Annotated in this window: 23 protein-coding genes and 1 pseudogene; 11 read left to right on the top strand and 13 right to left on the bottom strand. The window is 70.9% G+C overall.

Features of this window, described 5'->3' with window-relative positions; all coding sequences use genetic code 11:
• Positions 1–89: 89 nt before the first annotated feature.
• Together ACH4DZ_RS11025 and ACH4DZ_RS11020 are read right to left on the bottom strand one after the other, a co-directional pair.
• A complete protein-coding gene (locus tag ACH4DZ_RS11025; protein WP_398286714.1) occupies positions 90–1346 on the bottom strand; it encodes a DUF4190 domain-containing protein in 1257 nt (418 codons plus the stop codon).
• 276 nt (positions 1347–1622) lie between these two features.
• A complete protein-coding gene (locus ACH4DZ_RS11020; protein WP_398286713.1) occupies positions 1623–3230 on the bottom strand; it encodes a S8 family peptidase in 1608 nt (535 codons plus the stop codon).
• A 273-nt stretch (positions 3231–3503) separates the two neighbouring features.
• On the opposite strand from ACH4DZ_RS11020, the gene ACH4DZ_RS11015 reads away from it, so the two are divergent.
• A complete protein-coding gene (locus tag ACH4DZ_RS11015; RefSeq protein ID WP_398286712.1) occupies positions 3504–4613 on the top strand; it encodes a threonine synthase in 1110 nt (369 codons plus the stop codon).
• A 223-nt stretch (positions 4614–4836) separates the two neighbouring features.
• Here the strand turns inward: ACH4DZ_RS11015 and ACH4DZ_RS11010 are convergent, their stop codons facing one another.
• The 3 genes from ACH4DZ_RS11010 to ACH4DZ_RS11000 all read right to left on the bottom strand — a co-directional run bounded on the left by ACH4DZ_RS11010 (position 4837) and on the right by ACH4DZ_RS11000 (position 10027).
• The gene (locus tag ACH4DZ_RS11010) at positions 4837–7065 is read right to left on the bottom strand and encodes a DEAD/DEAH box helicase (RefSeq protein WP_398286711.1); all 2229 of its coding nucleotides are present in this window, start codon (positions 7063–7065) and stop codon (positions 4837–4839) included.
• A 105-nt stretch (positions 7066–7170) separates the two neighbouring features.
• Positions 7171–9000, bottom strand: coding sequence for a helix-turn-helix domain-containing protein (locus ACH4DZ_RS11005; protein WP_398286710.1), 1830 nt, complete (start codon positions 8998–9000; stop codon positions 7171–7173).
• Positions 9001–9412: 412 nt separating this feature from the next.
• Complete coding sequence (locus ACH4DZ_RS11000) at positions 9413–10027, bottom strand: rhomboid family intramembrane serine protease (RefSeq protein ID WP_398286709.1); 615 nt, start codon at positions 10025–10027, stop codon at positions 9413–9415.
• Between the two features lie 255 nt (positions 10028–10282).
• On the opposite strand from ACH4DZ_RS11000, the gene ACH4DZ_RS10995 reads away from it, so the two are divergent.
• From ACH4DZ_RS10995 to ACH4DZ_RS10985, 3 genes are read left to right on the top strand one after another with little or no spacing between them, the layout of a single operon-like run.
• A complete protein-coding gene (locus ACH4DZ_RS10995) occupies positions 10283–11119 on the top strand; it encodes a lysostaphin resistance A-like protein (RefSeq protein ID WP_398286708.1) in 837 nt (278 codons plus the stop codon).
• Complete coding sequence (locus ACH4DZ_RS10990; RefSeq protein WP_398286707.1) at positions 11116–12357, top strand: sensor histidine kinase; 1242 nt, start codon at positions 11116–11118, stop codon at positions 12355–12357. The genes ACH4DZ_RS10995 and ACH4DZ_RS10990 overlap by 4 nt, the downstream gene beginning before the upstream one ends.
• 8 nt (positions 12358–12365) lie before the next feature.
• Entirely contained in the window at positions 12366–13028 is a 663-nt protein-coding gene (locus tag ACH4DZ_RS10985) for a response regulator (RefSeq protein WP_398287071.1), read from the top strand.
• A gap of 102 nt (positions 13029–13130) precedes the next feature.
• Here ACH4DZ_RS10985 and ACH4DZ_RS10980 read toward each other — a convergent pair whose 3' ends face one another.
• Positions 13131–14054 carry a lysostaphin resistance A-like protein gene (locus ACH4DZ_RS10980; protein ID WP_398286706.1) on the bottom strand — a complete coding sequence of 308 codons (924 nt, stop codon included), beginning with the start codon at positions 14052–14054 and terminating at the stop codon, positions 13131–13133.
• A gap of 162 nt (positions 14055–14216) precedes the next feature.
• Positions 14217–15056, bottom strand: a complete 840-nt coding sequence (locus ACH4DZ_RS10975; protein ID WP_398286705.1) for an SDR family NAD(P)-dependent oxidoreductase — start codon at positions 15054–15056, stop codon at positions 14217–14219.
• Between the two features lie 102 nt (positions 15057–15158).
• On the opposite strand from ACH4DZ_RS10975, the gene ACH4DZ_RS10970 reads away from it, so the two are divergent.
• Positions 15159–15767, top strand: a complete 609-nt coding sequence (locus ACH4DZ_RS10970; protein WP_398286704.1) for a TetR/AcrR family transcriptional regulator — start codon at positions 15159–15161, stop codon at positions 15765–15767.
• Between the two features lie 537 nt (positions 15768–16304).
• Here the strand turns inward: ACH4DZ_RS10970 and ACH4DZ_RS10965 are convergent.
• The 3 genes and pseudogenes from ACH4DZ_RS10965 to ychF form a co-directional block, all read right to left on the bottom strand.
• Positions 16305–16367: pseudogene (locus ACH4DZ_RS10965) on the bottom strand (Txe/YoeB family addiction module toxin); the annotation flags it as partial.
• Positions 16364–16603 carry a type II toxin-antitoxin system Phd/YefM family antitoxin gene (locus ACH4DZ_RS10960; RefSeq protein ID WP_398287070.1) on the bottom strand — a complete coding sequence of 80 codons (240 nt, stop codon included), beginning with the start codon at positions 16601–16603 and terminating at the stop codon, positions 16364–16366. The gene ACH4DZ_RS10960 and the pseudogene ACH4DZ_RS10965, both read right to left, overlap by 4 nt.
• Positions 16604–16681: 78 nt before the next feature.
• Positions 16682–17770, bottom strand: a complete 1089-nt coding sequence (ychF, locus tag ACH4DZ_RS10955) for a redox-regulated ATPase YchF (protein WP_398286703.1) — start codon at positions 17768–17770, stop codon at positions 16682–16684.
• Between the two features lie 185 nt (positions 17771–17955).
• Here ychF and ACH4DZ_RS10950 point away from each other — a divergent pair, with 185 nt between their 5' ends.
• Positions 17956–18513 carry a DUF6542 domain-containing protein gene (locus ACH4DZ_RS10950; RefSeq protein WP_398286702.1) on the top strand — a complete coding sequence of 186 codons (558 nt, stop codon included), beginning with the start codon at positions 17956–17958 and terminating at the stop codon, positions 18511–18513.
• 98 nt (positions 18514–18611) lie between these two features.
• On the opposite strand, the gene ppgK is transcribed toward ACH4DZ_RS10950, so the two are convergent.
• On the bottom strand, positions 18612–19358 hold the full coding sequence (ppgK, locus tag ACH4DZ_RS10945; RefSeq protein WP_398286701.1) for a polyphosphate--glucose phosphotransferase: 747 nt from the start codon (positions 19356–19358) through the stop codon (positions 18612–18614).
• A gap of 29 nt (positions 19359–19387) precedes the next feature.
• Positions 19388–20404, bottom strand: a complete 1017-nt coding sequence (locus tag ACH4DZ_RS10940; protein ID WP_398286699.1) for a 4-hydroxy-3-methylbut-2-enyl diphosphate reductase — start codon at positions 20402–20404, stop codon at positions 19388–19390.
• Between the two features lie 105 nt (positions 20405–20509).
• Here ACH4DZ_RS10940 and ACH4DZ_RS10935 point away from each other — a divergent pair, with 105 nt between their 5' ends.
• From ACH4DZ_RS10935 to ACH4DZ_RS10920, 4 genes are all read left to right on the top strand, one after another.
• Positions 20510–21871: an APC family permease gene (locus ACH4DZ_RS10935; protein ID WP_398286698.1), complete on the top strand. Its 1362-nt coding sequence runs from the start codon at positions 20510–20512 to the stop codon at positions 21869–21871.
• A 425-nt stretch (positions 21872–22296) separates the two neighbouring features.
• The gene (gene xseA, locus ACH4DZ_RS10930; protein WP_398286696.1) at positions 22297–23505 is read left to right on the top strand and encodes an exodeoxyribonuclease VII large subunit; all 1209 of its coding nucleotides are present in this window, start codon (positions 22297–22299) and stop codon (positions 23503–23505) included.
• A gap of 221 nt (positions 23506–23726) precedes the next feature.
• Positions 23727–23984 carry an exodeoxyribonuclease VII small subunit gene (locus ACH4DZ_RS10925; RefSeq protein WP_398286695.1) on the top strand — a complete coding sequence of 86 codons (258 nt, stop codon included), beginning with the start codon at positions 23727–23729 and terminating at the stop codon, positions 23982–23984.
• Positions 23985–24187: 203 nt separating this feature from the next.
• Positions 24188–24778 (top strand): malonic semialdehyde reductase, encoded by a 591-nt coding sequence (locus tag ACH4DZ_RS10920; protein WP_398286694.1) that lies wholly within the window; start codon positions 24188–24190, stop codon positions 24776–24778.
• Between the two features lie 111 nt (positions 24779–24889).
• On the opposite strand, the gene ACH4DZ_RS10915 is transcribed toward ACH4DZ_RS10920, so the two are convergent.
• Complete coding sequence (locus ACH4DZ_RS10915) at positions 24890–25408, bottom strand: DUF4245 domain-containing protein (protein ID WP_398286693.1); 519 nt, start codon at positions 25406–25408, stop codon at positions 24890–24892.
• A 125-nt stretch (positions 25409–25533) separates the two neighbouring features.
• On the opposite strand from ACH4DZ_RS10915, the gene glpX reads away from it, so the two are divergent.
• The gene (gene glpX, locus ACH4DZ_RS10910; protein WP_398286692.1) at positions 25534–26565 is read left to right on the top strand and encodes a class II fructose-bisphosphatase; all 1032 of its coding nucleotides are present in this window, start codon (positions 25534–25536) and stop codon (positions 26563–26565) included.
• Positions 26566–26620: the final 55 nt, after the last annotated feature.

The raw sequence follows: 26620 nt of genomic DNA, 5'->3' as shown, positions 1-26620 counted from the left end.
GGCAAGTAAAGGCCAGAGAATCACTCGATGTGATGACTTAGCGCCTTCAGGGGCTTTACGCAGGCAGTTTCTTTCCGCTAGGGCGGGCTCTACACCTCGGCGCCGCCGCCTCCCGAGCCACCGTCCCCCGACCCGGCGTCCTCACCGCCACCGTCCCCGCCACCGCTGTCGTCACCGCCGCCGTCCTCGTACGCGGGCGGCGGGGTCGACTCAAGACCCAGGGCCTTGCGTGTCGTGACGGACTTCTTGGCGTCGGTGAGGTCCAGAGCCCTGTCGTAGTGCTCGTAGAAGGTGTCCACGTCCGAGGTCTTCGCCGCGTCGGCCCACTCCTTCTTCGCGGACTCCAGGTGCCCGACGAGCGTGGCGACGGGCTTCTCGGCGTCGGCGGGCCACCGGTGACCGCGCAGCAGGCCGACCTGCTCGGTGAGGGCACCCGAGACCCGCGTCGCCCACGCCTGGTGACCGGGCAGGTCGTCCTCGACGTACTCCTCCTCGGGCGCCGAGTCCATCGCCTCGTTCAGGACCTCGGCCGCCTCCAGATAGGCGACCTGGTCGGCGTCGAGGGTCGTCGCGTCCTGGCGCAGGGAGCCGGTCAGGGTGGCCTTCTCGTCCATGTTGCCGAAGACGCAGCTGATCTCGCGGTCCCCGAAGCTCCAGCTGTCGCTCGTGGGCGTGAAGTAGTAGATGTCGACGTCGTCCGGGACGGCCCAGGAGTCCATCGCGTACGCGTACCGGAGCGAGTAGCACTTGTCGTCGGCGGCCTCGGTGACGGCGTCGTCGCCCGGGTAACCGCCGTCCGGCAGCGGGAAGTTCGCGAAGACCTCTCCGTCGTGCTCGCCCTCGCAGGACACCGTGTCGACGTCGTAGGCCATGCCCTCCAGGGAATCGCCCTGCGTGTCGAAGCACTGGCCCTTCTCCAGCGAGAAGACGGCGCCGCTGCCGCCCGCGTCGCGCGCGCCTTCCTCGAACCCCTCCCAGAAGCCGGCCGCGCCGCCGGTGGCCAGCGCGAGCGCGAGGATCGCCGTGCCGAGGCCGGACAGGACGATCCCGGCGATCGCCATGCCCTTGCCGCGTTCACCCCTCCTCCTGATCTGCCCCAGCGCGACGAGCCCGAGAACCAGGCCGACCAGCGGCAGGAAGCACAGGATGCCGAGCACCAGCGCGGAGATGGCGAGGCCGTTGACGGGCGCCGGGGTGTTGTACGGGGAGTAGCCGTGCCCCCAGGGCTGGTACCCGTACGGGGCGGGTCCCTGCGGCGGGTACGGTCCCGGGCCCGGGTACGGCCCCTGGCCCGGGTACGGGGCCTGCGGCTGCTGCGGCCCGTACCCGGGCGGGGGTATCTCCACTGGTGCTGTGCTCCTCGTCCGGGTGGAACTGTGTGCGGCGACAAAGCGCATGGTAAGCGGCGTGCGGGCGCGGCGGAACAGCGTTTTCCCCCGCCCCCGCCGCCCCTACCCTCCCCCAGTCTCGGCTTCGCTCGACCGGGGGGACCCCCATCGTCCACGCATGGGGGCTGGGTTTCCAGCCCGTCCGGCGTTTGAGGACCGGGGGTTCGGGGGCGGCGCCCCCGAGTCAGTGACGGGAAGGGTAGGGGCGGCGGGGGCGAGGAAACGGGCCCTGGGTCAGAACTGCAGACCCCACGCGTTGATACGCCCCGTGTCGAGCGAAGCGTTGTCGCTCACCCGCAACGTCCACGTCCCATTGGCGACCTCGGCCGACGCGTTCACCGTGTACGTGGTGCTGATGTTGTCCGTGGACCCACCCGTCCCGTACGCCTTCAGCGTGTACGCGGTCCCGTCGGGAGCGACCAACTGGACCTGGAGGTCACCGATGTACGTGTGGACGATGTCCACCGGCACACGCAGCGCCGCGGGCGCGTTGCCCGTGACCCCGCTCACCGTCACGGGCGAGTTGACGGTCGAGTTGTCGGCGATCGCGTAGTCCGCCGTGTTCTCGAAGTACGAACCGGTCGGCGGCGGCGTCGTACCCCCCTCGCCGACCCGCAGCAGCCGGTTCGGCGACCCGGTGCCGGGACTCGTGACGACCCCGGTCGTGGCCGCGGCGACCAGCGCGCTCTGCACGGCGGCCGGCGCGGCGGTCGGGTTGTCCGCCAGATGGAGTGCGGCGGCCCCGGCGACATGCGGGGTCGCCATCGACGTACCGGAGATGGTGTTGGTCGCGCTGTCGCCGGTGCCCCAGGCGGAGGTGATGGACGAGCCGGGGGCGAAGAGGTCGAGGACGGCGCCGTAGTTGGAGTAGCTCGCTCGGGCGTCGGTGCTGGTGGTGGCGCCGACCGTGATGGCCTCGGTGACCCGCGCGGGCGAGCGGGTCGAGGCGTTGGTGCTCTCGTTGCCGGCCGCGACGGCGTAGGTGACGCCGGAGGCTATGGAGTTGCGTACGGCGGTGTCGATCGCCGTGTCGACGGTGCCGCCGAGGCTCATGTTGGCGACGGCCGGCTTGACGGCGTTGGACGTCACCCAGTCGATGCCCGCGACGACCTGGGCGGTGGTTCCGGAGCCCGAGTTGTTGAGCACGCGCACGCCGACGATCCTCGCCTTCTTGGCGACGCCGTACGCCGTACCGCCGACCGTGCCGGCGACGTGCGTGCCGTGGCCGTGGCCGTCCTGGGCGGTGTTGTCGTTGTCGACGGCGTCGTAGCCGTAGGAGGCCCGGCCGCCGAAGTCGGTGTGGCTGATACGGACACCGGTGTCGATGATGTACGCGGTGACACCCTCACCCGCGGTGTCGTCGTAGGTGTAGCTCTGGTTCAGCGGGAGGGCCGCCTGGTCGATACGGTCCAGGCCCCAGGAGGGCGGGTTGGGCTGGGTCGTCTCGATCGACAGGACACGGTTCTGGACGACGGAGGCGACGGCCGGGTCGGCGGCGAACCTCCTCGCCTCGGCCGCGCTCGCCTCGACGGCGTACCCGTTCAGCGCCTTCTCGTACGTACGCTCGACTGTCGCGCCGTACGCCTCGGCCAGGGCCCTGCCCTCGGCCGAACCGACCTTCGCGGCGTCCGCGCGGAGCGTCACGATGTAGCTGTCCGCGATCACGCCGGGCGAGCCCGCGTACTGGATGACACCTTCGGAGCCCGCGGCCTGGGCCGGGAGCGCGGAGACGAGGCCGCCGACGAGGGCCGCCGAGCCGATACCGAGAGCGATACCGGCACATCTTCCGCCGGCGAATCTTCCACCGGCAAGTCTTCGCCGGGCATGACGCATCACTGCCATCTGAGGGATCCTCCTCAATCGGTGGTGCGCTGGTGGTGCGCTGGTGGTGCGGTGATGAGAGGGGTGCGGTCGTGCACTCACAAGGTGGTGCGGGTCGCACGGGCGCGCCGAAGGCAGGTTCGCTCCGGCTTGTTCAGCACGCCGAACCATGCGCTCAGCCAGAAAGATTGCGGCTCTCACAGGAAATGCACAAGAGCCATGCGCCGACGCAACGGGGCTGACATATGCCCACCATGACAACCCGTCACCAACCGGGGCATCTAACCTGCGGGAATGACTCCCTTGCCGGATTGTTTCTGCCCGGTGGACGGCACGCGCGTCCCCACGGACTCCCTCGCGTGGTGCTGCCCGGTCTGCCGCGGCCCGCTCGACCTGGACTTCGCACCGACGCCCGCGACCCTCAAGTCCCTGACCGGACGGGTGAATTCACTCTGGCGGTACACGGAGTGCCTGCCGCTGCCGGCCCCCTCGGTGTCGTTGGGTGAGGGCCGCACCCCGCTGGTCCCGCTCCGGGAGGGCGTCTCGGCCAAACTCGACTTCCTCATGCCGACGCTCTCCTTCAAGGACCGCGGGGCCGTCATGCTCGCCGAGCTGGCCCTACGGCTGCGGCCCCGGCGGGTCGTCGCGGACAGCAGCGGCAACGCGGGCACGGCCGTCGCCGCGTACTGCGCCCGGGCCCGGCTGTCGTGCACGGTGTACGTCCCCGAGGGCACGTCCGCCAAGAAACTGGAGCAGATCGCGGCGCACGGGGCCCGGCTTGAGCTGGTCCCGGGCGACCGTGAGGCGACCGCGGCGGCGGCCCGGAAGGCGGCGGACGAGGAGGGCACGTTCTATGCCTCGCACGTCTTCAACCCGTACTTCCTGCACGGCACGAAGACGTACGTCCACGAGGTGTGGGAGGAGCTCGGCGGCCGGCTCCCCGAGGTGCTGGTCGTACCCGTCGGCAACGGCACGCTCCTGCTCGGCGCGGCACTCGCCGTCGCCGAACTGCACGCGGCGGGCCTGATCGACCGCCGGCCCGCGCTGTACGCCGTCCAGTCCGCCGCCGTCGCGCCGCTCGCCCGCGCCTGGCACGACGGGGCGGACGACCTGGTCGGGGTCACCCCGGCCGCCCCCACGTTCGCCGAGGGCATCGCGATCCCGCACCCGCCGAGGGCCCGCCAGATCCTGCGCGCGGTACGCGAGTCGGGCGGCACCTTCCTCACCGTGACGGAGGACCAGATCCGCCACGCCCAGACCGACCTGGCGTCCCAGGGCCTGTACGTGGAATCGACAGGGGTCGCATGCTGGGCAGCGGTCCGAGAGGGCGCCCTCGGCCCCCGCACAGCAGTACTCCCCCTATGCGGAGCAGGCCTGAAATCACCCCCGACAACCCCCACCTAGGAGCGCCGGAAACGGCGCAGTCTTCTGTCTTTCCCCTGTCAGGGGCGCGGGGAACAGCGCAATCTTTCGCCTTCCGCCCATCAGGGGCGCGGGGAACGGCGCAATCTTTCGCCTTCCGCCCATCAGGGGCGCGGGGAGCAGCGCAGTCTTTCGTCTTTAGGGGCGCGGGGAACTGCGCAATCTTTTAGCTCGCCGCTCCCCGGGGCGCCAAAACCGCGCCCACTCAACCGCCGGGCGCCAAAGCCAACCGCTCCTGCTCCTCCTCCACGATCCGCCGAGCAATCGCCCCGTCAGAGACATCAACCGCATCAGGCGAAGCCTCAGCCACATCACTACGCCGAGCATACGCATCGAAAAGCCGCGCCTTGCTCTCAAGAATCCGCAACAACCGATCGTCCACGCTGTCCGTCGCGAGCAACCGATGCACCTGAACCGACCGCACCTGCCCCATCCGGTGCGCCCGCGCGACAGCCTGATGCTCCAGCGTCGGCTTGACCTGCGGTTCGCACAGGATCACCACGGACGCGGCCTGCAGATTGAGCCCGATCCCGCCCGCCTCGATCTGACAGAGCAGCACCGCGTGCCCGGCCGCGTCCGCGAACTCGTCGACGAGCTGCTGCCGCCGCACCGCCGGCACACCCCCGGCCAGCGGCCCCAGCACAACGCCACCGCCACCCTCACCACCGCCCTCTCCCAGAGCCCGCTGCACAGCGGCGAGCACATCACGGAAGTACGAGAAGACGACCACCTTCAACTCGTTCGCGGCGGCCTCGGTCACCAGCTCACGCAACCGCTGCAGCTTCGCCGACTTCTCCGCGTGCGCGTACGCGGCCCTGCGCATCGCCATGAAATTCCCCGCGGCGACCGCCTCCCGATAGGCGTCCTCGTCGGCCGCGCTGAACTCCTCCCACTCGTCGACCTGCACCAGCGCGGGCAGTTCGGTCAGCACGTCCTGCTGGTTGCGCCGCAGGTAGGCGGGGGCGACGGACCGGCGGAACGTGTGCGGCCCCGCGACGGCGTCACTGCCCTGGATCCTCGGCACCAGATCGGGCTGGAGATAGCGGACGAGCGTACGGAACTCCTCGACGCGGTTCTCCATGGGCGTACCCGTGAGGAACAGGACGCGCTCGCAGCGGTTCGTCCAGCGCGCGACCGCCCGGGACCGGCGGGCCTCGGGGTTCTTCACGTAGTGAGCCTCGTCGACGACGAGCGCGGCGGGCGCCTCCAGCGGGTGCTTCTCGGCCTTCTTCGGGTCCGGCAGGCTGTGCAGCACGTCGAAGGTGGTGACCGCGACCCCACCGCGCTCACGCCACTCGGCGTACGCGTCCAGCCGGTCCGGGCCGTGCACGGGCACCGCCCGCAGGGTGCTGCGGGAGCCGATCTCCCGCGTCCAGTTGATCAGTACGCTCGCCGGGCACACCACCAGGAAGTGCCGGTGCCCGTCCGCGGCGAGGTGCGCGAGGACCGCGATGGCCTGGATCGTCTTGCCGAGCCCCATCTCGTCACCGAGGACCACCCGCCGCTGGGCCAGCGCGAACCGCGCGCCGAAGGACTGGTAGCCGCGCAGCGAGACCCGGCGGTGGGTGTCGTCGAGCCCCTGCGCGTGCACCCGCTCGGCGACCTCCGCCGGCAGAAAGCCCTCGGACGCCTCGACATCGGGCGCGCTGCCGGCGATCTCGGCGAGCTGGCTGTAGTACTCCGCGGACCGCAGCTCGAAGTCCACCCACGCCCCGGCGTCGGACGAGGACTCCCGCAGCAGGTCGGTGGAGGCCTGGGTGAGCAGCATCGGTACGCCCTTGGAGACGGCGTCGGCGACGAGCGCGCGCAACTCGGCGACCGCCGCCAGCGCGCTCTCCCGCCCGGCCCTGCCCTGGAGCGCCATCCGCAGACGTCCGCCGGCCGGCCGAGCCGCTGGAAGGAGCCCCGCGAGCTGTCGCTCCAGTCCCCGGGCCGCGTCCACGGCCCGGCGCAGATCGGGCCCCGCCTCGACGATCCGCCGCAGCGCGATGACGAGGGCGGTGGTCCGCGGCTCCGGGTGGTCCACGTCGATCCGTACGGACACGGTCTCTTCCAGGGCGCGGGCGATCTGCCGGGCGGCGGCGAGCGCCTGGTCGGCGGTCTGCGCGCCGACTCCCGGAATCTGCCGCAGCTCGTACCGGCTCGCCTCGAACACCGGCCGTACGCTGCCGAATCCGGCGGTCTCCAGGGCCCCGAGCCGCAGCCGCCCCTCGGTGACGTCCTTCAGCCGGGAGACGGGGATGCCCTCCAGCTCCTGGGCCACCAGCTCGGCGAGGAGCGGGGCGAGGGCGGCCCGTACCTGCTCCACCGCCCGGACGTGGTCGGCGAGCACGTTCCGTGCGAGCCCGCCCAGCCGCTCGCCGCGCGCGACGACCTCCCGCGCCTTGCGCCCCACCGCCACGGGGCTGCCGACAGCCCTCTCGCCCTCCGCCATGACGCCCCTCATACCCCGCAGACCCCGATCGAGCGGTCATCCTTGCACGGGGGTACGACAACCGGGCCGGAGCGTGAACCGCGCGGGCCGAACGCGAACGCGCGGTCAGTCCCGGCCGGGACTCTCCAGAAGCCGCCCGCACTGTGCCGCGAGTCCCGCCATGCCGTAGGCCCGTGCGCTGCGCAGGGCTTCCTGCAGAAGGCTCCGCGCCTGGGTCTCGTTGCCTGCACCGCCGACACCGCGCAGCGCACGCGCCTGGGCCAGCCGGAGCCGCGCGAGTTCCGGCTGCGACGAGCGGGCGGGTACGGCGCCCTGCCGGAAGTGGCCGAGTGCGGTCTCCGGCTCTCCCGCGGCCAGCTCCAGCAGACCACGGGCCCGCGCGGTCGAGCCGACCAGCACGGTGGGCCAGCCGGCGAGCGCGATCTGCTGTCCGTCGTGCGGCGCCAACCGCTCGCGCAGCCCCGGCAGAAGCTCCCTCAGCCCGCTCTCGTATCCCCCCTGGATGTCCAGGGCCGCGCAGGCCTCGGCGAGTACGACGAGGGTGGGCACCGCCCAGCCGGAGGGCGGGAACCGGCTGAAGGCGTCGGTGTCGGCGGCGAAGCCCACCAGCAGGTCCGCCGCCTCGGCGTGCTGCCCCGTCTCGCAGAAGGCGAGCGCGAGGCCGGCCCGCCAGATGGGGAAGTAGGCGTGCCGTTCGACGTCCTCGGCCAGCTCCGAGGTGAACAGGTCCGCCATCCGGCCCTGTTCGCGCAGCAGCCAGAAGGCCTGGCCCAGACGGGTCTGGCGCAGGGTGTCGGCGGGTACCGCGAGATCGGCGTGCAGTCCTTCGATGTACTTCTGCGACTCGCCGAGGATCCAGTCCGCCGCCACGTCGAACCTGCCGTGCCACAGGTCGAGCAGGGCGTCCAGGGTGTGCCGCTGCCAGGTGGCGAGGACGCTGCGGGTGTCGGCGGCGTACTTGCGGTACTGGCTCGCGGTGGCCATCGCGCTGTAGACCCTGCCGGTGCGCAACTGGTCGATGACGAGGGCCATGAGCGCCTCGCCGTGGAAGTAGGGGGAGTCGAGCCGGACCGCGGCGTCGTGCAGTTGCCGGGACAGCGCCAGGGCGTCGGCCGCCGGTGTGAAGTCGTAGCGCGCCCAGCGGCATTCGGTGAGCACCTCGCAGCGCACCTCGTCGTCCCGAACGTCTCTGCCGTTCCGAACGTCTCTGCCGTCTCTGCCGTCTCTGCCGTCTCTGCCGTCCGCCGATAAGCGGCTCAGTGTGTCGTCGGCGAGTCCGGCCCCTTCCTCGGGGCCCACCCGGCCGGTCGCGGTGTCCTCGCTGACCGCCATGGCCACCTTCTTGGCCAGGTGCGCGGTGAGGCGCAGCCGCAGGCCCGCGGCCTCGGCCCCGCCGTCGCCCTGTAACTCGGCCAGGCTGGTCCTGATCAGATGCAGCAGTTCGTGGTCGACCTGTCCGGGGTCCGACCAGCGACGGGCCATCCGGATCACGGCCTCGGCCTGTGCCCGGGGGTCCCCCGCGGCACCGTGCAGCGCGGCCCGGTAGAGACGGTCCGCCTCCCGCATGTCACCGGTGGTGTGGCTCAGGTCGCCGCGTCTGAGCAGCCGGTCGAACTCGGGGCGCCGCCGGGCACCGGCCCCCGCCGCGTGACCTCCGCCGGCCGGTCCGGACGCCCGTCTTCCGGGTCCGGTCCTGACCGGCCTCGGTAAGGAGTCGAGGCTCGGCGGAGCCAGGGCCGTCAACACCCCCTTGGCGTCCAGCACCTGCTCACACAGGTGTGCCAGCTCCACGGACGCCCGTCGCTGACCGGTCTCGACCCGGCTCAGGAAGCTGCGGCTGCAGTGCACCTTGCGGGCCAGTTCACTGAGCGACAGTCCTGCTGCGACGCGACGGCGGCGCAGCTCGGCACCCAAGGCGTTGTCCTCGATCGTCATCCCCCCAACAGTCCGCTGTCCGCCTCGTGTTGCCACATACGCACTGGCAACAGCAGACCACTCCACATCACCGCGAATATGAACGAACCTGTCCGTGCGGAGCCTATCGGGGGCAAGGGCTTGGTCACCGGCAGACAGGAGCACCGGCCACCGGCGGCACCCACGTGTCCGCACGGTGTCGCTCCGGCCTTGTCGCAGAGTGCCGGTGACCCGCGCAGGTGCGGCCTGACCGGACGGGCCGCACGAGTTCGTCGCCGACGGGCGCTCTTTGGGGGAAGAAGCTCGTCGGCGACGTCCTGTCCGTCCTGGGGTCGGAGTCGGGACAGGGCGCATTCGGTCCGGGGCGCATGGGGGGGCGCTCCGGACCGGCTCGCAAACCCGGGCTCGTACGCCGGTCGGGTTCGGGCGCCGGCTACACGCGTATTCGGGCTTCGCGAGGGCGACGGAACGCGAAGGCCGCGGCCACCCCGCCCACCAGCCCGAAGAGATGCCCCTGCCAGCTGACCCCGGTCGCCGTCGGCAGGACGCCCCACAGGATCGAGCCGTACACCGCGCCGACGAGGAGTCCCACGGCCACGTCACCGAGGCGGCGGTCCACGAATCCCCGTACCAGCAGGTGGCCGAAGAGGCCGAACACGACGCCGGACGCGCCCGCGGTCAGGGAGTGGGCGGGCGCGGTCAGCCAGACGCCCAGGCCGCTGACGAGGGTCGTCATGGTGACGACGGCGAGGAAGCGGCGGATGCCGGACAGGGCGGTCAGGAAGCCGAGGACGAGCAGCGGCAGGCTGTTCGCCGCGAGATGGTCGAACCCGAAGTGCAGGAAGGCGGCGGGCACGATGTCACGCAGCTCGCCGAACTCGCGCGGGCTGATGCCGAACGTGTCCAGCGCATGCCCGCTCACCGCGTCGATGCCTTCGAGCACCCACAGCAGGGCGACCCAGCCGCCCACCAGCAGGCCCGCGCTCCTGGCCCGCTCACCGCGCGACATCGGAGCGGGAAGACTCACGCCCTGCCGTTCGTACGTCATGGAAGCCCCCCGCCGGTCCCTTGTCGGTCCCTTGTCGGTCCCTGTGTACCGCTCAACGCACGGAGGACTCGGGCCGGTTCCCGTCACGGGGCGGGAAAAGGCGCGTACGCCGGCCGCGCAGGTCCGTCCCCGTCTCTGTCCCCCGTCCGAGCTACGCGCAGGTGTCCACCGCACGGTGACGATTTCCGGCCGCCACCTCCATAGCTTTCTGCACAGCCCGCGGCGCTCGGTCGCGGCTCTGGTGCAGGAGTCCTCATGAGGTTCGTCTGGCAACTGTTGGCCGTCGCCGCCGTCGCTTTCGTCGGTGGTCAGGGAGTCACGGCGGCGGAGGGCAGACCGTGGCTCCAACTGCTCGTCGGCGTACCGGCGGCCGTGCTCGCGGTGTTCGTCTACCGGTGGGTGGTGGGGCGGACCGAGCGGCGCCCGGTCACCGAACTGGCCCTGGAAGGAGCCCCCGCAACGCTGGGTCGCGGAACGCTGATCGGCGTCGCGCTGTTCGGGGCCGTCATCGTCAACCTCTTCACCTCCGGCTACTACGAGGTCGACGGCATCGATTCCGTGACGGGCGCGGTCGGCCTGCTCGGCTTCATGGCCGCCGCCGCGGTGACGGAGGAACTGATCTTCCGCGGCGTCCTGTTCCGTATCGCCGAGGAGCGCGTCGGCACCTGGATCGCGCTGGTGCTGACCGGCACGCTGTTCGGCCTGTCGCACCTGCTCAACCCGAACGCCACCTGGTGGGGCGCCACGGCCATCGCCGTCGAGGCGGGCGGCATGCTCACCGCCGCGTACGTGGCCACCCGCTCGCTGTGGCTGCCCATCGGACTGCACTTCGGCTGGAACTTCGCCGCGTCCGGCGTCTTCAGTACCGAAGTCTCCGGCAACGACACCCCTCCGGGGCTGCTGGACTCCTCGATGTCGGGCCCGTCGGCGCTCACCGGCGGCGACTTCGGCCCGGAGGGAAGTGTGTACTCGGTGCTGTTCTGCGTGCTGGCGACGATCGCGTTCCTGTGGCTGGCCCACCGGCGCGGCCGTGTGGTGCCGCGTCGCAGGCGCGCCGAGCGCGCCGGCGCCACCGCTACACTCCCCCGATGATCGGGACGCTCACTCTGCGGCAGGCCCGGAAGCGGTGGCCCGCCCTGGTCCGGCGGCGGGCCCCGCAGTGGTGGCGACGATCCGATGTCACCGTCCGGGACCTTCCGCTCGGGCTGCTGTTCCTCGCCGTCTCGTTCCTGCCGGAGTCCCACGGGACGCAGGTCGGCGGTCTGCCGACCCGTCCCTTCGACGCCCTGGCCCTCCTGGTGATCGCCCTCCAGAGCCTCCCGCTCGCCGTGCGCCGCCGCTGGCCGGTCGTCTGTCTGGCCCTGGTGACGGCGGGGTTCGCCGTCGACCAGCTCCGCGGGTACCACTCGTTCGCGGGCACCGCCCTGCCGATCGCGCTGCTGAGCGTGGGGGCCCACCTGGAACGGCACCGGCGTACCGTCGCGATCGTCTTCTCCGTGGCGTACGTGCCGCTGGCGGTCGCGTTCGCCCGGCTCGATCCCGGTGAGCCACCGAGCGAACTCGTGACGTTCTATCTGGCGACGGTCCTGGCATGGGGCATCGGGGCGTGGCTGCGCTCGACCCGGGTCGCGGACGCCGAGCACCGGCTCCGTATCGCCGACGACACCCGGACCGCCGAACGCACCCGTATCGCCCGGGAGTTGCACGACGTCGTGACCCATCATGTGACGGCGATGGTCGTGCAGGCCGAGGCGGCGCGCTATCTCACCGCCTCGCCCGACCGCCTCGACCAGTCCCTGACCGCCGTCACGGACACCGGCCGCCGGGCCATCTCCGATCTGCGGCACCTGCTCGACCTGCTCAACCCCGACCACGGCACGGGCCACGGCACCGACCAGGGCGTCGGTGGGGCCGCCGGCCGGGCCACCGGGCCGCGGGCACCGTCCGGCGGCACGCTGCTCACGCTCGTGGAACAGACGCGTCTGGCCGGGCAGCCGGTGGAGTTCACCGAGGAGGGGACTCCTGCGGAGCCGGCCGGCAGCGCCGAACTCGTGGCCTACCGGGTCGTACAGGAGGCCCTGACCAACGCACTCAAATACGCTCACGGCAGCCGCACCTCGGTCCGGGTACGGCACGCCGAAAGGGAGATCACCGTGGAGGTCGGTACGGACGGTTCCGGCTCGGGGGCCGGGTCCCCGGGCGGGAGCGGGCGGGGCCTCGCCGGTCTGCGCGAGCGGGTGGACGTCCTGGGCGGCGACTTCAGCGCGGGCCGGCGAACGTCCGGCGGTTTCGTCGTACGCGCGCGCATACCCGCCGGGAGCCCTTCGTGACCGCACCCGTGACCTCACCGATCCGGGTCCTGGTCTGCGACGACCAGGTGCTGATCCGCACCGGCCTGGTGACGATCATCGACGCCCAGCCGGACCTGGAGGTGGTGGGCGAGTGCGAGGACGGGCGGGCCGCGGTCGACCTCGCCGCCCGGGTGCGCCCGGACGTCGTGGTGATGGACGTACGCATGCCGGTGCTCGACGGCATCGAGGCCACCCGCCTGCTGGCCGGCGCCGGGGTGCCGCATCCCGTCAAGGTGCTCGTGGTGACCACGTTCAACCTCGACGAGTACGTGTACGAGGCGCTGCGCGCGGGGGCGAGCGGTTTCCTGCTCAAGGACGCGCCCCCGGCCCAACTCCTGCACGGCATCAGGACCGTGGGCGCGGGCGCGGCCCTGCTGGACCCCGAGGTGACCCGCCGTCTCGTGGGCCGTTACGCCGCCCGCATCCGCCCCGCCGACAGCGGCGCGCCGCACGACATCCCGCTGACACCGCGCGAGTTGGAGGTCCTGCGCCTCATCGCGAACGGCTTCTCCAACAGCGAGATCGCCGCGACCCTCGTGATCAGCCCGGAGACGGTCAAGACCTTCGTCTCCCGCATCCTCGCGAAACTCAACCTGCGCGACCGGGTGCAGGCGGTGGTGTACGCGTACCGCCAGGGGCTGGTGACCTGACCCGGACGCACAGAGGCAAGAGCGCCCACGGACTTCCGTAGGCGCTCTTCGTCCGGCGGGGCCGGTTGTCCCGGACCGTCCCGGACTGTCCCGGACCTTTGGTCAGGACGAGGCGGTCGTCCCCGCGGACCGGAGCTGCCGGCGCGTGTAGAGGCGGCCCCGGCGCTTGGCCAGGCGCAGGAAGACGACCGTGGGGACGGTGCAGACGAGGATGGCGAAGATACTGGCCTCCGGGCCGAAGCCACCGCCGGTGATCGCCTCGGGACCGGACAGCACTCCGTGGAGCAGGCCCGTGGGCATGTCGTCGTTGCCGGAGACCGTGACGCCGAAGATGCCGCTCAGGGCGAAGTTCCAGCCGAAGTGCAGACCGATCGGCATCCACAGGGTGCGGGTGGCCGCGTAGACGGCGCCGAGCATCAGGCCGGCCTCGATGGCGATGGCCAGCGCGCCCCACACGGTGGCACCGGAGTTGACCAGGTGCAGGCCCCCGAACAGCACGCCCGAGACCACCATCGCACCCCGCGTACCGGTGAGTTCCTCGACGAGGCGGAAGACGATGCCGCGGAAGAGGAGTTCCTCGACGACCGCGACCCCTGCCATCATCCCGAGGACGGTCAGGGCACCGCCGACGGACACCCCGCCCTTCGTGCCGTATCCGCCGAACAGGGCGATCAGGGCGAGCGTCGCGACGAAGAGGCCGACACCGGTGGCGATGCCGACGCGCAGACCGGACCCGGCGGCGGCGGTGTCCAGCTCGGTCGCCGGGCGCTGTTCGAGGAACCGTACCGCCGCCGCGTAGACCGTCAGGGCGAGCACCGCGGCTGCCGCGCCGAACAGCAGGGACAGCACCGGGTTGTCGCCCGCGACGCTCCTCATCCCCGCGGCGAGCCCCGTCACCAGGACGAACAGCACCACCATCACCACCAGCCGCACCCCGACCGGCCACACCTTGCGCGTGGGCTCGACGTGCGACTGCGCGTACTGGTCCTTGACCCACCGCACGGCCCGCGTGTTCCAGAGCGACATCAGATCTTCCCCTCCTCGACCGGCGGCCCGGCCGCCCCTGCATCGAGAGGAACGCTATGAGCAGGGGGTACCTCGCAACGTCCCGCCGGGGTGGGCATTGCTTGTCGCTCGCGTGGGGGACAACGCGGCTCTCGGGGAGCGGCCGGGCGGAGGTCGCGTCCGTCAGATCTGGTTCTCGCCGCCGTCGACGTAGAGGTTGGCTCCGAGGATGAAACCGCTCTGCCCGGAGGCGAGGAAGGCCACCGCGTCGGCGACCTCGTCCGGGCGCCCGATCCGGCCGAGCGGGACGGCCGCGGCGAACTGCGCCTTGGTGACGGGTGCGTCGGATGTGCCGGACGCGTCCGACGTGCCCGCTGTCTCCCCAGCGCCTGCAGTACCCGTCGTATCCGTCGTATCTGTCGTGTCCGGCGTGCTCGGTGTGGCGACAACGGCGTCGAGCCCGGGAGTGTCGATCGTGCCCGGGGAGATCGCGTTGACCCGGATACCGCGGTCCTTGAGCTCATTGGCCCAGGTCCGGGCGAAGGACCGGATCGCCGCCTTGGAGGCCGCGTACACGCCGAACGCGGCGACACCGTCATCGGCGCGCACCGAGGAGTTGAGGATCACCGAGGCGCCGTCGTTGAGCAGCGGCAGCGCCTTCTGCACCGTGAACACCGTGCCCCTGACGTTGACGCCGAAGATCCGGTCGAAGTGCTCCTCGGTGATCTGCTCCAGCGTCGCGAACGACGCGGTGCCGGCGTTGGCGAAGACCACGTCCAGGCCCCGGCCCCGGGCGCGGACCGCGTCGTAGAGCCGGTCCAGGTCGGCCAGGTCGGAGATGTCACCCGCCACCGCGGTGGTCCTCTCCGGCCCGATGGCCTCGACGGCCTCGTCCAGCTCGCCCTTGCGCCGGCCGGTGATGAACACGTGCGCGCCCTCGGCCGCGAGTCGTCTCGCGGTCGCCAGGCCGATCCCGGTGCTGCCGCCGGTGACGACGGCTGTCTTGCCTTCGAGCTGTCCCATGTGAATGACCTCCATAAACATCAGTACCGATCGGTACCGATTGCCATTGAGAGGGACCGTAACACATCCGCACCGACCGGTACGGAAAGGTAGGGTGGTCGCATGGAGACGCGACAGAAGGCACCGATCGGCCGACCGAGAGGCTTCGACACCGAAGAGGCCCTTGAGCGCGCGATGCGGGTCTTCTGGGAGCAGGGCTACGAAGGCGCCAGCCTCACCGACCTGACCAGCGCGATGGGCATCACCCGTACGAGCATGTACGCGGCCTTCGGCAACAAGGAGGACCTGTTCCGCAAGGCCCTGGAGCGCTACACCGAGGGCCCCGCCTCGTACGGCGTCCGGGCCACGCGGGAGCCGACCGCGCGGCGGGTGGCCACCGCGTTCCTCGACGGTTCCGTCCGGGCGACCACCCAACCCGGCTGTCCCGCCGGCTGCCTCGGCGTCCAGGGCGCCCTCGCCGCCGGCGATCCGGGACGCAACGCCCGGGACGCCCTCGTCGCCTGGCGCGACGAGGGCATCACCCTGCTCCGCGACCGCTTCCGGCGAGCCGTCGACGAGGGCGACCTGCCGCCGGACCTGGATCCCGCCCTGCTCGCCCGCTACCTCATGACCGTCGGGAACGGCATCGCCGTCCAGGCAGCCGGCGGCGCCACCCGCGAGGAACTCCAACTGGTGGCGGACATGGCGCTGCGCGGCTGGCCGTCGGCCTGACGCGACCGACGCGGGAGATTCCGGACCGCCGAGCGGAAGCCGCTCGCGGGCACCAGGAACTCGCTCCGGCAGGCCGAGGCCAACTCGCCGCGCGGCGGCGGCACTCCGCGAGTTCGTCCTGCGACAGCCGTGGCGTCGGGGCGTCCCTGCCCGCGACGACATCGCCAATGCGCGTGACGCGCTCGCCCTGGCCCGCTGGGGTGCGCATGCACAGCATGCGGGCGGGCACATCCGAGACGTTTCGCAAGTCGTGCCGGTGCGGGGGCGGACCGCCGCCGTCGGCGACGTGGGCTCAATTCGTCCGCCGCCCGAAGTGACGACTCCAAAGAGTCCGCCGAGTCGGGCGGTCGTGTCAGGCGATGGGCACGACGATGATGGTCTTGCCGTGCAGCTCGCCCGAGTCGACCATCGCCATCGCCATCAGCTCGGCGTGATCGAAAAGGGCCTGCCAGGCAGGGAGCCCCACCAGCGGCAACCCGGCCCGCACGGCCCTGTGGTCAGTAGTGACAGCGAGCCGCGAGGATCACGATCTCCCATGCGGTCGTTCTTGAGCCAGGACGTGTAGTCCTCCCAGCCCTGATCCTCGAAGACGAGCCTCACGCGGCACCCGTTGCAGGATCCGCCGCATCCGGATCGATCAGCTCTCGCTCCGACACGTTGACGTGGCCCAGGGCGTTCTCGTACGCCTTGAGCAGCCGCATCGCGTTCGCAGGCGAGCACAGCAGGTACGAGCCCTCGCGCAGCGCCGCGTAGTCCTCGGCCGAGACGAGCATGGCGTTGCCATGCTTGGAAACGATCTCAGGAAAACAGCGCCATCCCAGTACGGAGAACAGCATGGAGCCGGCTCCCGGAAGAGCCGACTCCATTTGACCTGCGTGCATGTCAGGCTGCCAGCACGGTGTTGTTTCGTCCGCTCACACGTTGAAGCGGAACTCCACCACGTCCCCGTCCTGCATCACATAGTCCTTGCCCTCCATGCGCGCCTTGCCCTTGGCGCGGGACTCCGCGACCGAGCCCGTCTCGACGAGGTCCTCGAAGGAGATGACCTCCGCCTTGATGAAGCCCTTCTGGAAGTCGGTGTGGATGACTCCGGCGGCCTCGGGGGCGGTCGCGCCCTTCTTGATGGTCCAGGCGCGGGATTCCTTCGGGCCTGCCGTGAGGTAGGTCTGCAGGCCGAGGGTGTTGAAGCCGACGTGCGCGAGCCTGGCCAGGCCCGGCTCCTCGACTCCGACCGACTGGAGGAGTTCCATGGCCTCCTCGTCGTCGAGTTCCGCGAGGTCCGACTCCAGCTTGGCGTTGAGGAAGATCGCCTCGGCGGGGGCGACCAGCGCGCTCTGCTCGGCCTTGAACCCGTCGTCGGTCAGTTCGTCCTCGTCGACGTTGAAGACGTACAGGAACGGCTTGACCGTGAGCAGGTGCAGGTCGTGGAGCAGGGCCTCCTGCTCGGAGCCCTGGGTGATGCCCGCCGCGAACAGCGTCTGGCCCCCGTCCAGGATCTCCTTCGCCGCCTCGATCGCGGTCACCTTCGCCACGACGTCCTTCTTGATCCGCGACTCCCGCTGGAGGCGCGGCAGGACCTTCTCGATGGTCTGCAGGTCCGCGAGGATCAGCTCGGTGTTGATCGTCTCGATGTCGTCCTTGGGCGAGACCTTGCCGTCCACGTGCACGACGTTCTCGTCCTGGAAGGCGCGGATGACCTGGCAGATCGCGTCCGACTCGCGGATGTTCGCGAGGAACTTGTTGCCCAGGCCCTCGCCCTCGCTCGCGCCGCGCACGATGCCCGCGATGTCGACGAAGTCCACGGTGGCGGGCAGGACCTTCTGCGAGCCGAAGATCTCCGCCAGCTTGGCCAGCCGGGCGTCGGGGACACCGACCACGCCCACGTTCGGCTCGATCGTGGCGAACGGGTAGTTGGCCGCCAGCACGTCGTTCTTGGTCAGGGCGTTGAAAAGGGTCGACTTGCCAACATTCGGCAGACCGACGATTCCGATCGTGAGCGACACGTTGCGACTTCCCGTACGTGAGGGTGTGGGGCGATGACTGGGGGCCAGGAGGGATGCTCGGGCCGATTCATCAGTCTACGGCGTGCCGCACCTCGCACCGGCGACGTATCGAACGCTTGGCCAAGGTCGGCCAAAGCGCGTGTCTAGGAGGTCATTCCGCACATAACCCGACCTAAGTTGGACCAGTGGAGCAACACAGGACACGTCCTCCCCAGTCACCGCCCTCGCGAGGCGGCTCGCCCCTTCCCCCGCAGGCCGGGCGGGGCGGTGCCCGTACGGCCCGGCAGGCAGGGGCCGGTGTCCCCCGTACCGCGACGTCCGTCTCCCCGTTCGTGCAGGCGGTACGCCGGTTTCCCAATCCCCGGCTCACCGGGCTGGGCAGCGGGCTGTTCTGCACCGCCTCGATGTTCGCGCTGGCCTGTCTGATCCAACTGCTGTTCGGGGCGTCGATCGTCGTCTACGGAGTGCTGTTCCTGCCGGTCTGCGTACTGACCGCGGTGTGGGTGCGGCGGGCCGACCTCGTCACCGCGGTCGTCGCCGTTCCGATCGCCTTCGCCGTCGGCCTCCTGCCGATCGCCGACAGCGACGGCGGCTTCGGCGGCCGGCTGATGGGCCTCGTCACCGCACTCGCGATGCACGCGGGGTGGCTGTACGGCGGCACCCTGCTGGCCGGGGTCATCGTGACCGTGCGCAAGGCGCGGATGATGACCCGCAAGGCCGCACAGCGACGCCGGGCGGTCTGAACGCCCGGCGAGGCGATCCGACCGCCCGGCTGGGTGATCCGACTGCCCGACCGGCCGGCGGTGGCGAAGCTGTGGGCCGGTGGGGGCCGGCCGGGCACTCAGTCCGTCTGGGCCGCCCGCATCGCCGCGCCCACGATTCCCGCGTTGTTCTGCAGCTGGGCCGGCACGATCTCCGCCTTGATGCCCTCGATCAGCGGCAGGAACTTCTGCGACTTGCGGCTGACGCCGCCGCCGATGATGAACAGCTCGGGCGAGAAGAGCATCTCCACATGGGCGAGGTACTTCTGGACGCGGTGCGCCCAGTGCTCCCAGGAGAGGTCGTGGTCCTCCTTGGCCTTCGTGGAGGCGTGCTTCTCGGCGTCGTGGCCGTTCAGTTCGAGGTGGCCCAGTTCCGTGTTGGGGACGAGGGTGCCGTTCACGAAGAGGGCGCTGCCGATCCCCGTACCGAAGGTGAGGAGGAAGACCGTGCCCTTGCGGCCCTTGCCCGCGCCGAACTGCATCTCGGCGACGCCCGCCGCGTCCGCGTCGTTCAGGACGGTCACCGGCAGCCCGCCCAGCCGGTCGCCGAGCAGGGCGCGCGCGTCGGTGTCGATCCAGTCCTTGTCCACGTTGGCCGCCGTGCGGATGGTGGAACCGCCGGTGACCACCCCCGGGAAGGTGATGCCTACCGGGCCCGTCCAGCCGAAGTGGCCGACGACCTCCTTCACACCGTCCGCCACCGCGTCGGGCGTCGCCGGATGCGGCGTGAGCACCTTGTAGCGCTCCTCCGCCAGGTCGCCCCTGTCCAGGTCCACGGGAGCGCCCTTGATCCCTGAACCGCCGATGTCCACGCCGAAGATCTGCATGGCTCTACGTTACGTCGTGGGACGGACAGTCACTCGGCCGAGGGGGTGGTTCCGGTGCGCTGCGCCACCAGGGCCGCCGCCTCCGCGCGCAGGTCGCGGCGCAGCTCCTTGGGCAGCGAGAACGTGATGGACTCCTCGGCCGCCTTCACGAGCTCGACGTCCTCGTAACCATGGGTGGTGAGGTACTCCAGGACCTGCTCGACGAGGATCTCCGGCACCGAGGCCCCGGAGGTGACGCCGACCGTGGAGACGCCCTCGAACCAGCTGTCGTCGATCTCGTCGGCGAAGTCCACGAGGTACGCCTCCCGCGCGCCCGCGAGCTTGGCGACCTCGACGAGCCGTACGGAGTTGGAGGAGTTGCGCGAGCCGACCACGATGACGAGCTCGGCCTGCTCGCCCATCTGCTTCACCGCGAGCTGGCGGTTCTGCGTGGCGTAGCAGATGTCGTCGCTCGGCGGGGAGATGAGCTGCGGGAACTTCTCCTTGAGGGCGTCCACCGTCTCCATGGTCTCGTCGACCGACAGCGTGGTCTGGGAGAGCCAGACGACCCGGGACGGGTCGCGGACCTCGACCTTGGCCACGTCACCGGGGCCGTCGACCAGCGTGATGTGGTCGGGCGCCTCTCCGGACGTGCCGATGACCTCCTCGTGGCCCTCGTGACCGATGAGGAGGATGTCGTAGTCGTCGTCCGCGAACCGGACGGCTTCCTTGTGGACCTTGGTGACCAGCGGGCACGTCGCGTCGATGGTGGCGAGCTTCCCGGCCGCGGCCTCGTCGTGGACCACGGGGGCGACGCCGTGCGCCGAGAACATGACGATGGACCCCTCGGGGACCTCCGCGGTCCGCTCGACGAAGATCGCGCCCTTCTTCTCCAGGGTCTGCACGACGTACTTGTTGTGGACGATCTCGTGGCGGACATAGATCGGGGCCCCGTACTGCTCCAGGGCTTTCTCGACGGCGATCACGGCACGGTCGACACCCGCGCAGTAGCCACGGGGGGCGGCGAGCAGGACACGGCGGCCAGTCGAAGCAGTCATGCGTCCCATCGTAAGGCCGCTCCCGACAGGTCGGAGATCACCTCTTTGGGGAGACTGGTCGGAGGCTGGGGAGCCGAGAGGGGGCGCAGGCGGCACGACTCTCGGGAGGCATGGATGTCCGGTACGGATTCACCGGCCCGCACGGCCGACGGCGAACAGGGCCTGCGGCGCAGTCTCGGCTTCCGCGACCTGGTCGTGTACGGGCTGCTGTTCATCGCCCCCATGGCGCCGGTCGGTGTCTACGGGACCCTCGACGCCAGGTCGCACGGGGCGGTCGCGCTGGTCTACGTGGTCGCCACGGTCGCGATGGCGTTCACCGCGTTCAGCTACGCGCAGATGGTGCGGGTCGTCCCCCAGGCGGGTTCGGTGTTCGCCTACGCGCGCGTGGGGCTCGGGAAGGAGGCCGGGTTCATCGCCGGGTGGATGGCGATGCTGGACTACCTCCTCATCCCGGCGGTCGCGTACCTCTTCTCCGGGATCGCGATGAACTCCCTGGTCCCCGGCGTCTCACGCTGGGTGTGGACGGCGCTCGCGGTCGTCGTGACGACCCTGCTCAACCTGTGGGGCGTACGGGCCGCCGCGCGCGTCGGTTTCCTGGTCCTCGCGATGGAGATCGTGGTCCTCCTCGTCTTCTTCGTGTCGGCGATCGTCGTCCTCGCGCGCGACGGGGCGCAGCGGGGCTGGCTGTCGCCGTTCTCCGGGGACGGCTCGCAGGGGGCGTTCGCGCTGTCCGCGGTCCTCGGAGCGGTGTCGATCGCGGTGCTGTCGTACCTCGGCTTCGACGCGATCGCCTCCTTCGCGGAGGAGGTCACCGGCAGCTCGGAGAAGGTCGCCAGGGCGGTGCTGTTCTGTCTCGCGCTCGCCGGTGTGCTGTTCATCGCGCAGACGTACCTGGTCGCCCTCCTGGAGCCGCTGTCGTCGGCGCAGCTCGCCGACGATCCGGTCAAGCAGGGATCCGCCTTCTACGATGCCGTGGACGCCTCCGTCGGCACGTGGCTGCACGACCTGGTGGCCGTCAGCAAGGCGATCGGGGCGGCGTTCGCGGCGCTGGCCGGGCAGGCGGCGGCCGGCCGGCTGCTGTTCGCGATGTCCCGGGAACGGCGGCTGCCGCGGGCGCTGTCGAAGACGGACTCCGGGGTGCCGCGGGTGGCGCTGCTCTGCGCGGCCGTCATCACGCTGGTGGCCGCGGTGTGGGCGGCGCGGCGCGACGACGGGATGGACCATCTGGTGTCGGTGGTCGACGTGGGCGCGCTGACCGCGTTCACGCTGCTGCACGCGAGCGTGGTGGGGTGGTTCGCCGTGCGGCGGCGGGGTGGGCCTGTCGTGTGGTGGCGGCATGTGGTGGTGCCCGTGGTGGGGGCGGGGATCACTGTGCTGGTGATCTTCGAGGCGTCCGGGGCGGCGCAGGTGGTGGGGGCGGTGTGGTTCTTGGTGGGGGTGGGTGTGCTGGTCGCTCAGCGCGGGCGGGGGCGGTAGCGGGGGCGGGGGCGGGCTGAGCTTGCGTTTGCTCGCCCCTGGGGCTGCGCCCCTTGCCCCCTTGGGGGTGGGTGGGCTCGGTCGGGTGGGTGCGGGCCCGGTGGGGGCTGATCGCGCAGTTCCCCGCGCCCCTCGAAAGCGGGGCTGTGCCCCGGCTTTCGCCCCACGAGGAGCGCAGGGAGCAGCGCAGTCTTTCGGCTTCAGGTGCGCCAGGAACGGCCCAATCCCTCGCCTTCGGAGCGCGAGGAACAGCGCAATCTCTCGCCTTCAGGGCCGCGAGGAACGGCGCAGTCTTTGGCCTTCAGAGGGCGCGGGGAACAGCGCAATCTTTTAGGGGCGCGGGAAACTGCGCGGCCAGCCCCCACCGGGCCCGCACCCTAAAACAACCGGGCCGCGGTGTCAGAGAGTGCGGCTACGCTCGACGCATGGCTCTCAATACGTCCGCCGACGCCCCCCTCCCCGTCGGTGAGGTGTCCCGGCTCATCGGGGGATGGATCGACCGGCTCGGCGCGGTGTGGGTCGAGGGGCAGATCACCCAGCTGTCGCGCCGCCCGGGCGCCGGCGTCGTCTTCCTGACGTTGCGCGACCCCTCGCACGACATCTCCGTGGGCGTGACCTGCTACCGGCAGGTGTTCGACGCCATCGCCGACGTGGTGAGCGAGGGCGCCCGCGTCGTCGTCCACGCGAAGCCCGAGTGGTACGCGCCGCGCGGGCAGCTGTCACTGAGAGCCGTCGAGATCAAGCCGGTCGGCGTCGGCGAACTACTCGCCCGGCTGGAGCAGTTGAAGAAGTCCCTCGCCGCGGAAGGGCTGTTCGCCGCCGAGCGCAAGAAGCCGCTCCCGTTCCTGCCCCAGCTCGTCGGGCTGGTCACCGGTCGCGCCTCCGCCGCCGAGCGGGACGTCCTGGAGAACGCGCGCCACCGCTGGCCGGCCGTCCGCTTCGAGGTGCGCAATGTCGCCGTACAGGGCGTCCACGCGGTCCCGCAGGTCGTCCAGGCGGTCAAGGACCTGGACGCGCTCGACAACGTGGACGTGATCGTCGTGGCACGCGGCGGCGGCAGCGTGGAGGACCTGCTCCCGTTCTCGGACGAGCAGCTCGTCCGGGCGGTCGCGGCCTGCCGTACGCCGGTCGTGTCGGCCATCGGCCACGAGCCCGACAACCCCCTCCTGGACCATGTGGCCGACCTGCGTGCCTCCACCCCGACCGACGCCGCGAAGAAGGTCGTACCGGACGTGGGGGAAGAGTACGAGCGGGTCCGGTTCCTGCGGGACCGCGCCCGCCGGTGCGTCGGGTCCTTCATCGAGCGCGAGGAGCGGGGGCTCGCGCACGCGCTGGCCCGCCCCTCGATAGAGGATCCGCACCGGATGGTGGACGAGCGGGCCGACCACGTCGCCGCGCTCCTGGACCGCGGTCGCCGCACGCTCGGGCATCTCCTGGACCGGGCCGACTCGGAGCTGACCCACACCCACGCGCGCGTGGTGGCCCTCTCCCCCGCCGCGACCCTGAAGCGGGGTTACGCGGTCCTGCAGAAGTCCGACGGCCACGCCGTCCGGTCCCCGGACGAGGTGACGGCCGACGAGAGCCTGCGGGCGCGGGTCGCCGAGGGCGAGTTCACGGTACGAGTCGATGTCTGAGGCAGGCCCTAGGGCCTGTCTGGCAATTCCCGTCGTCGCCCGGAGGGCGGCCTCGCGGCGTCGGGCGCGTGCTCTGGGGGTCCCCCCGGCCGGAGGCTGGGGGAGTGCCGGGCGCAGGGCCTCGTACTGGACGTACTTGGCTCTGTGTCCGGTGCGGCGAGAGTGCGTGCATGGCGTCGCGAGGCAGGCGGGAATTGTCAGACAGGCCCTAGGGTGGACGCATGACCAGCAGGACCGGCACGGCCGGCACGACGGACGAGGCGCTCGGGTACGAGCAGGCGCGGGACGAACTCATCGAGGTCGTACGCCGCCTGGAGACGGGCGGTACGACGCTTGAGGAGTCGCTCGCCCTGTGGGAGCGCGGCGAGGAGCTGGCCAAGGTGTGCCGGCGCTGGTTGGACGGGGCCCGCGCCCGCCTCGACGCGGCGCTGGCGGAGGAAGAGAAGGACGAGTCGGCGGAGGGCGCCGACTCCGAGTAGGCGTCCGAGGCGATGTCCGGGTGCCCGATGGGGACACCGGCGCAGGCAGCCGTCCCGCTTCGCGGTAATTGGTCTGGCCATGCATTCTGTGAAGCGGATCACCCTGGTCCAGTTTTGGTTGAAAGTTAAACCTAACCGGCGTAGCGTCGTACAAGCCAGCCGATCCCCCGGGATCCGACGCACGCTCCGAGAAGGTTTTGTTCATGTCTCTCGTTCTTGACCCCGCCGCCCAGGACCTGCTGTTCCGCGAGGCCCGTACCGCCAACGCCTTCACCGACGAGCCGGTGACCGACGAGCAGGTGCAGGCGATCTACGACCTGGTCAAGTACGGCCCGACCGCCTTCAACCAGTCGCCGCTGCGGATCACCCTGGTCCGTTCCGCCGAGGCCCGCGAGCGCCTGGTGCGGCACATGGCCGAGGGCAACCAGCCGAAGACGGCCACCGCCCCGCTCGTCGCGATCCTCTCCGCTGACAACGAGTTCCACGAGGAACTGCCGGCCCTTCTCCCGCACTTCCCGCAGGCCAAGGACCTCTTCTTCGCCGAGCGCCCGGCCCGTGAGGGGGCCGCCGCGCTCAACGCCGCGCTGCAGGCCGCGTACTTCATCATCGGTGTCCGTGCCGCGGGTCTGGCCGCCGGCCCGATGACGGGCTTCGACTTCGCGGGCGTCCAGAAGGAGTTCCTCGACGGCGACCACACCCCGCTGATGGTGGTCAACATCGGCCGACCCGCCGAGGACGCCTGGTTCCCGCGCTCCCCGCGCCTTGAGGCCGACCAGGTCATCACGACGGTCTGAGCCGGACGGGATCCCGGACAGGACGGGCGGACAGGACACCAGCCCTGCGAGAGGCCCCCAGCATCGCTGGGGGCCTCTCGCCTGTCCGTCCGTCCGCTCGTCCGCCCGTGCTCACGACGTCCTGAGCGACTCCGCCATCTTCGTCAGCTTCGCGAACGACGCCGTGCCGGTGACCACGGTCGTGGAGTTCTTCTCCCGGAGCACGAGGGCGTCGTACTTCGCACCCTTGTACCGCTTCCAGGACTTCTCGGCGATGCGCTGCGTGACGTTCGTCTCCTGGGCGCCCTGGCTGGCGTCCTCGATGAACGTGACGGGCTTCTGAGTGGACTGCTCGATCGCCACGTACTCCCCGTCGGGGTCGTGGAAGCCGAGGTGCCACGCGTCGAAGTCGTCTCCACGGAACCGCACCGAGGTCGCCTTCCACTCCGTGGACAGACCCTCGGGCGCCGCCACCGGATAGGTGGCCGCACGGCGTGCCGTGAGGAGTTCCACGCGGTAGTCGACCCGTTCGAGAGGGGGCTCCGAGTCGTCCTTGGGGATGAAGACGTAGATGAAGCCCGCGACGATGCCGATCAGGCCCAGGGACAGCACCATGTCCCGGACCGACTGCTTGCCTTTTCTGCCTGCCACTCCCCCATCGTCGCAGGTGCACTGCCCCGCTCATCCGTGGGGCCCCCTGCTCATTTTGTCGGACTGAGGATAGAGTCGGCCCGAACCCTCATCCGGCCGTCGCCGTATCAGAAAGGTGCGCTCCGATGACCGAGCATCACTTGCCGTCCGAACTAGAGGTCCCCTCCGAGGCCCCCGACCGCAACCTCGCCCTTGAGCTCGTCCGGGTCACCGAGGCCGCCGCGATGGCCGCGGGCCGCTGGGTCGGCCGCGGCGACAAGAACGGCGCCGACGGCGCGGCCGTCCGGGCCATGCGGACCCTCGTCTCCACCGTCTCGATGAACGGCGTCGTCGTCATCGGGGAGGGCGAGAAGGACGAGGCCCCGATGCTCTTCAACGGGGAGAACGTCGGCGACGGGACGGGTCCCGCGTGCGACATCGCCGTCGACCCGATCGACGGGACGACCCTCGCCGCGGCGGGCATGACCAACGCGATCGCCGTGCTGGCCGCCGCCGACCGCGGCACGATGTTCGACCCGTCCGCGGTCTTCTACATGGACAAGCTGGTCACCGGGCCCGAGGCCGCCGACTTCGTCGACATCAACGCCCCGGTGTCCGTGAACATCCGCCGGGTCGCCAAGGCCAAGCGCGTCACGCCCGAGGACGTCACGGTCGTCATCCTCGACCGGCCGCGGCACGACGGGATCATCCAGGAGATCCGGGAGACCGGCGCGCGCATCAAGCTCATCTCCGACGGGGATGTCGCCGGCTCGATCCTGGCGCTGCGCGAGGGCACGGGCATCGATCTGCTGCTCGGCATCGGCGGTACGCCCGAGGGCATCATCTCGGCCTGTGCCGTGAAGTGCCTCGGCGGCACCATCCAGGGCAAGTTGTGGCCCAAGGACGACGAGGAGCGGGCACGGGCCGTGGACGCGGGGCACGATCTGGACCGGGTGCTGCTCACCGATGACCTGGTGTCCGGGGAGAACGTGTTCTTCGTGGCGACGGGGATCACCGACGGGGAGTTGCTGCGGGGGGTTCGGTACCGGCCCGAGACCGCGACCACCGACTCGATCGTGATGCGGTCGAAGTCGGGGACCGTTCGGCAGATCAGCTCGGAGCATCGGTTGGCGAAGCTGCGGGCTTACAGCGCGATCGACTTCGACAGGGCGAAGTAGCTCCGCCGGGTTTGGCCCGCCTTTGCCGGCCCCGGCCGGTGGGTGTCTGCGGGTG

The sequence above is a fragment of the Streptomyces sp. NPDC017991 genome (assembly GCF_044328075.1).
GTDB lineage: Bacteria > Actinomycetota > Actinomycetes > Streptomycetales > Streptomycetaceae > Streptomyces.
Note: the sequence above shows the minus strand (reverse complement) of the source record. Positions and strands in the feature narration are given on the sequence as shown.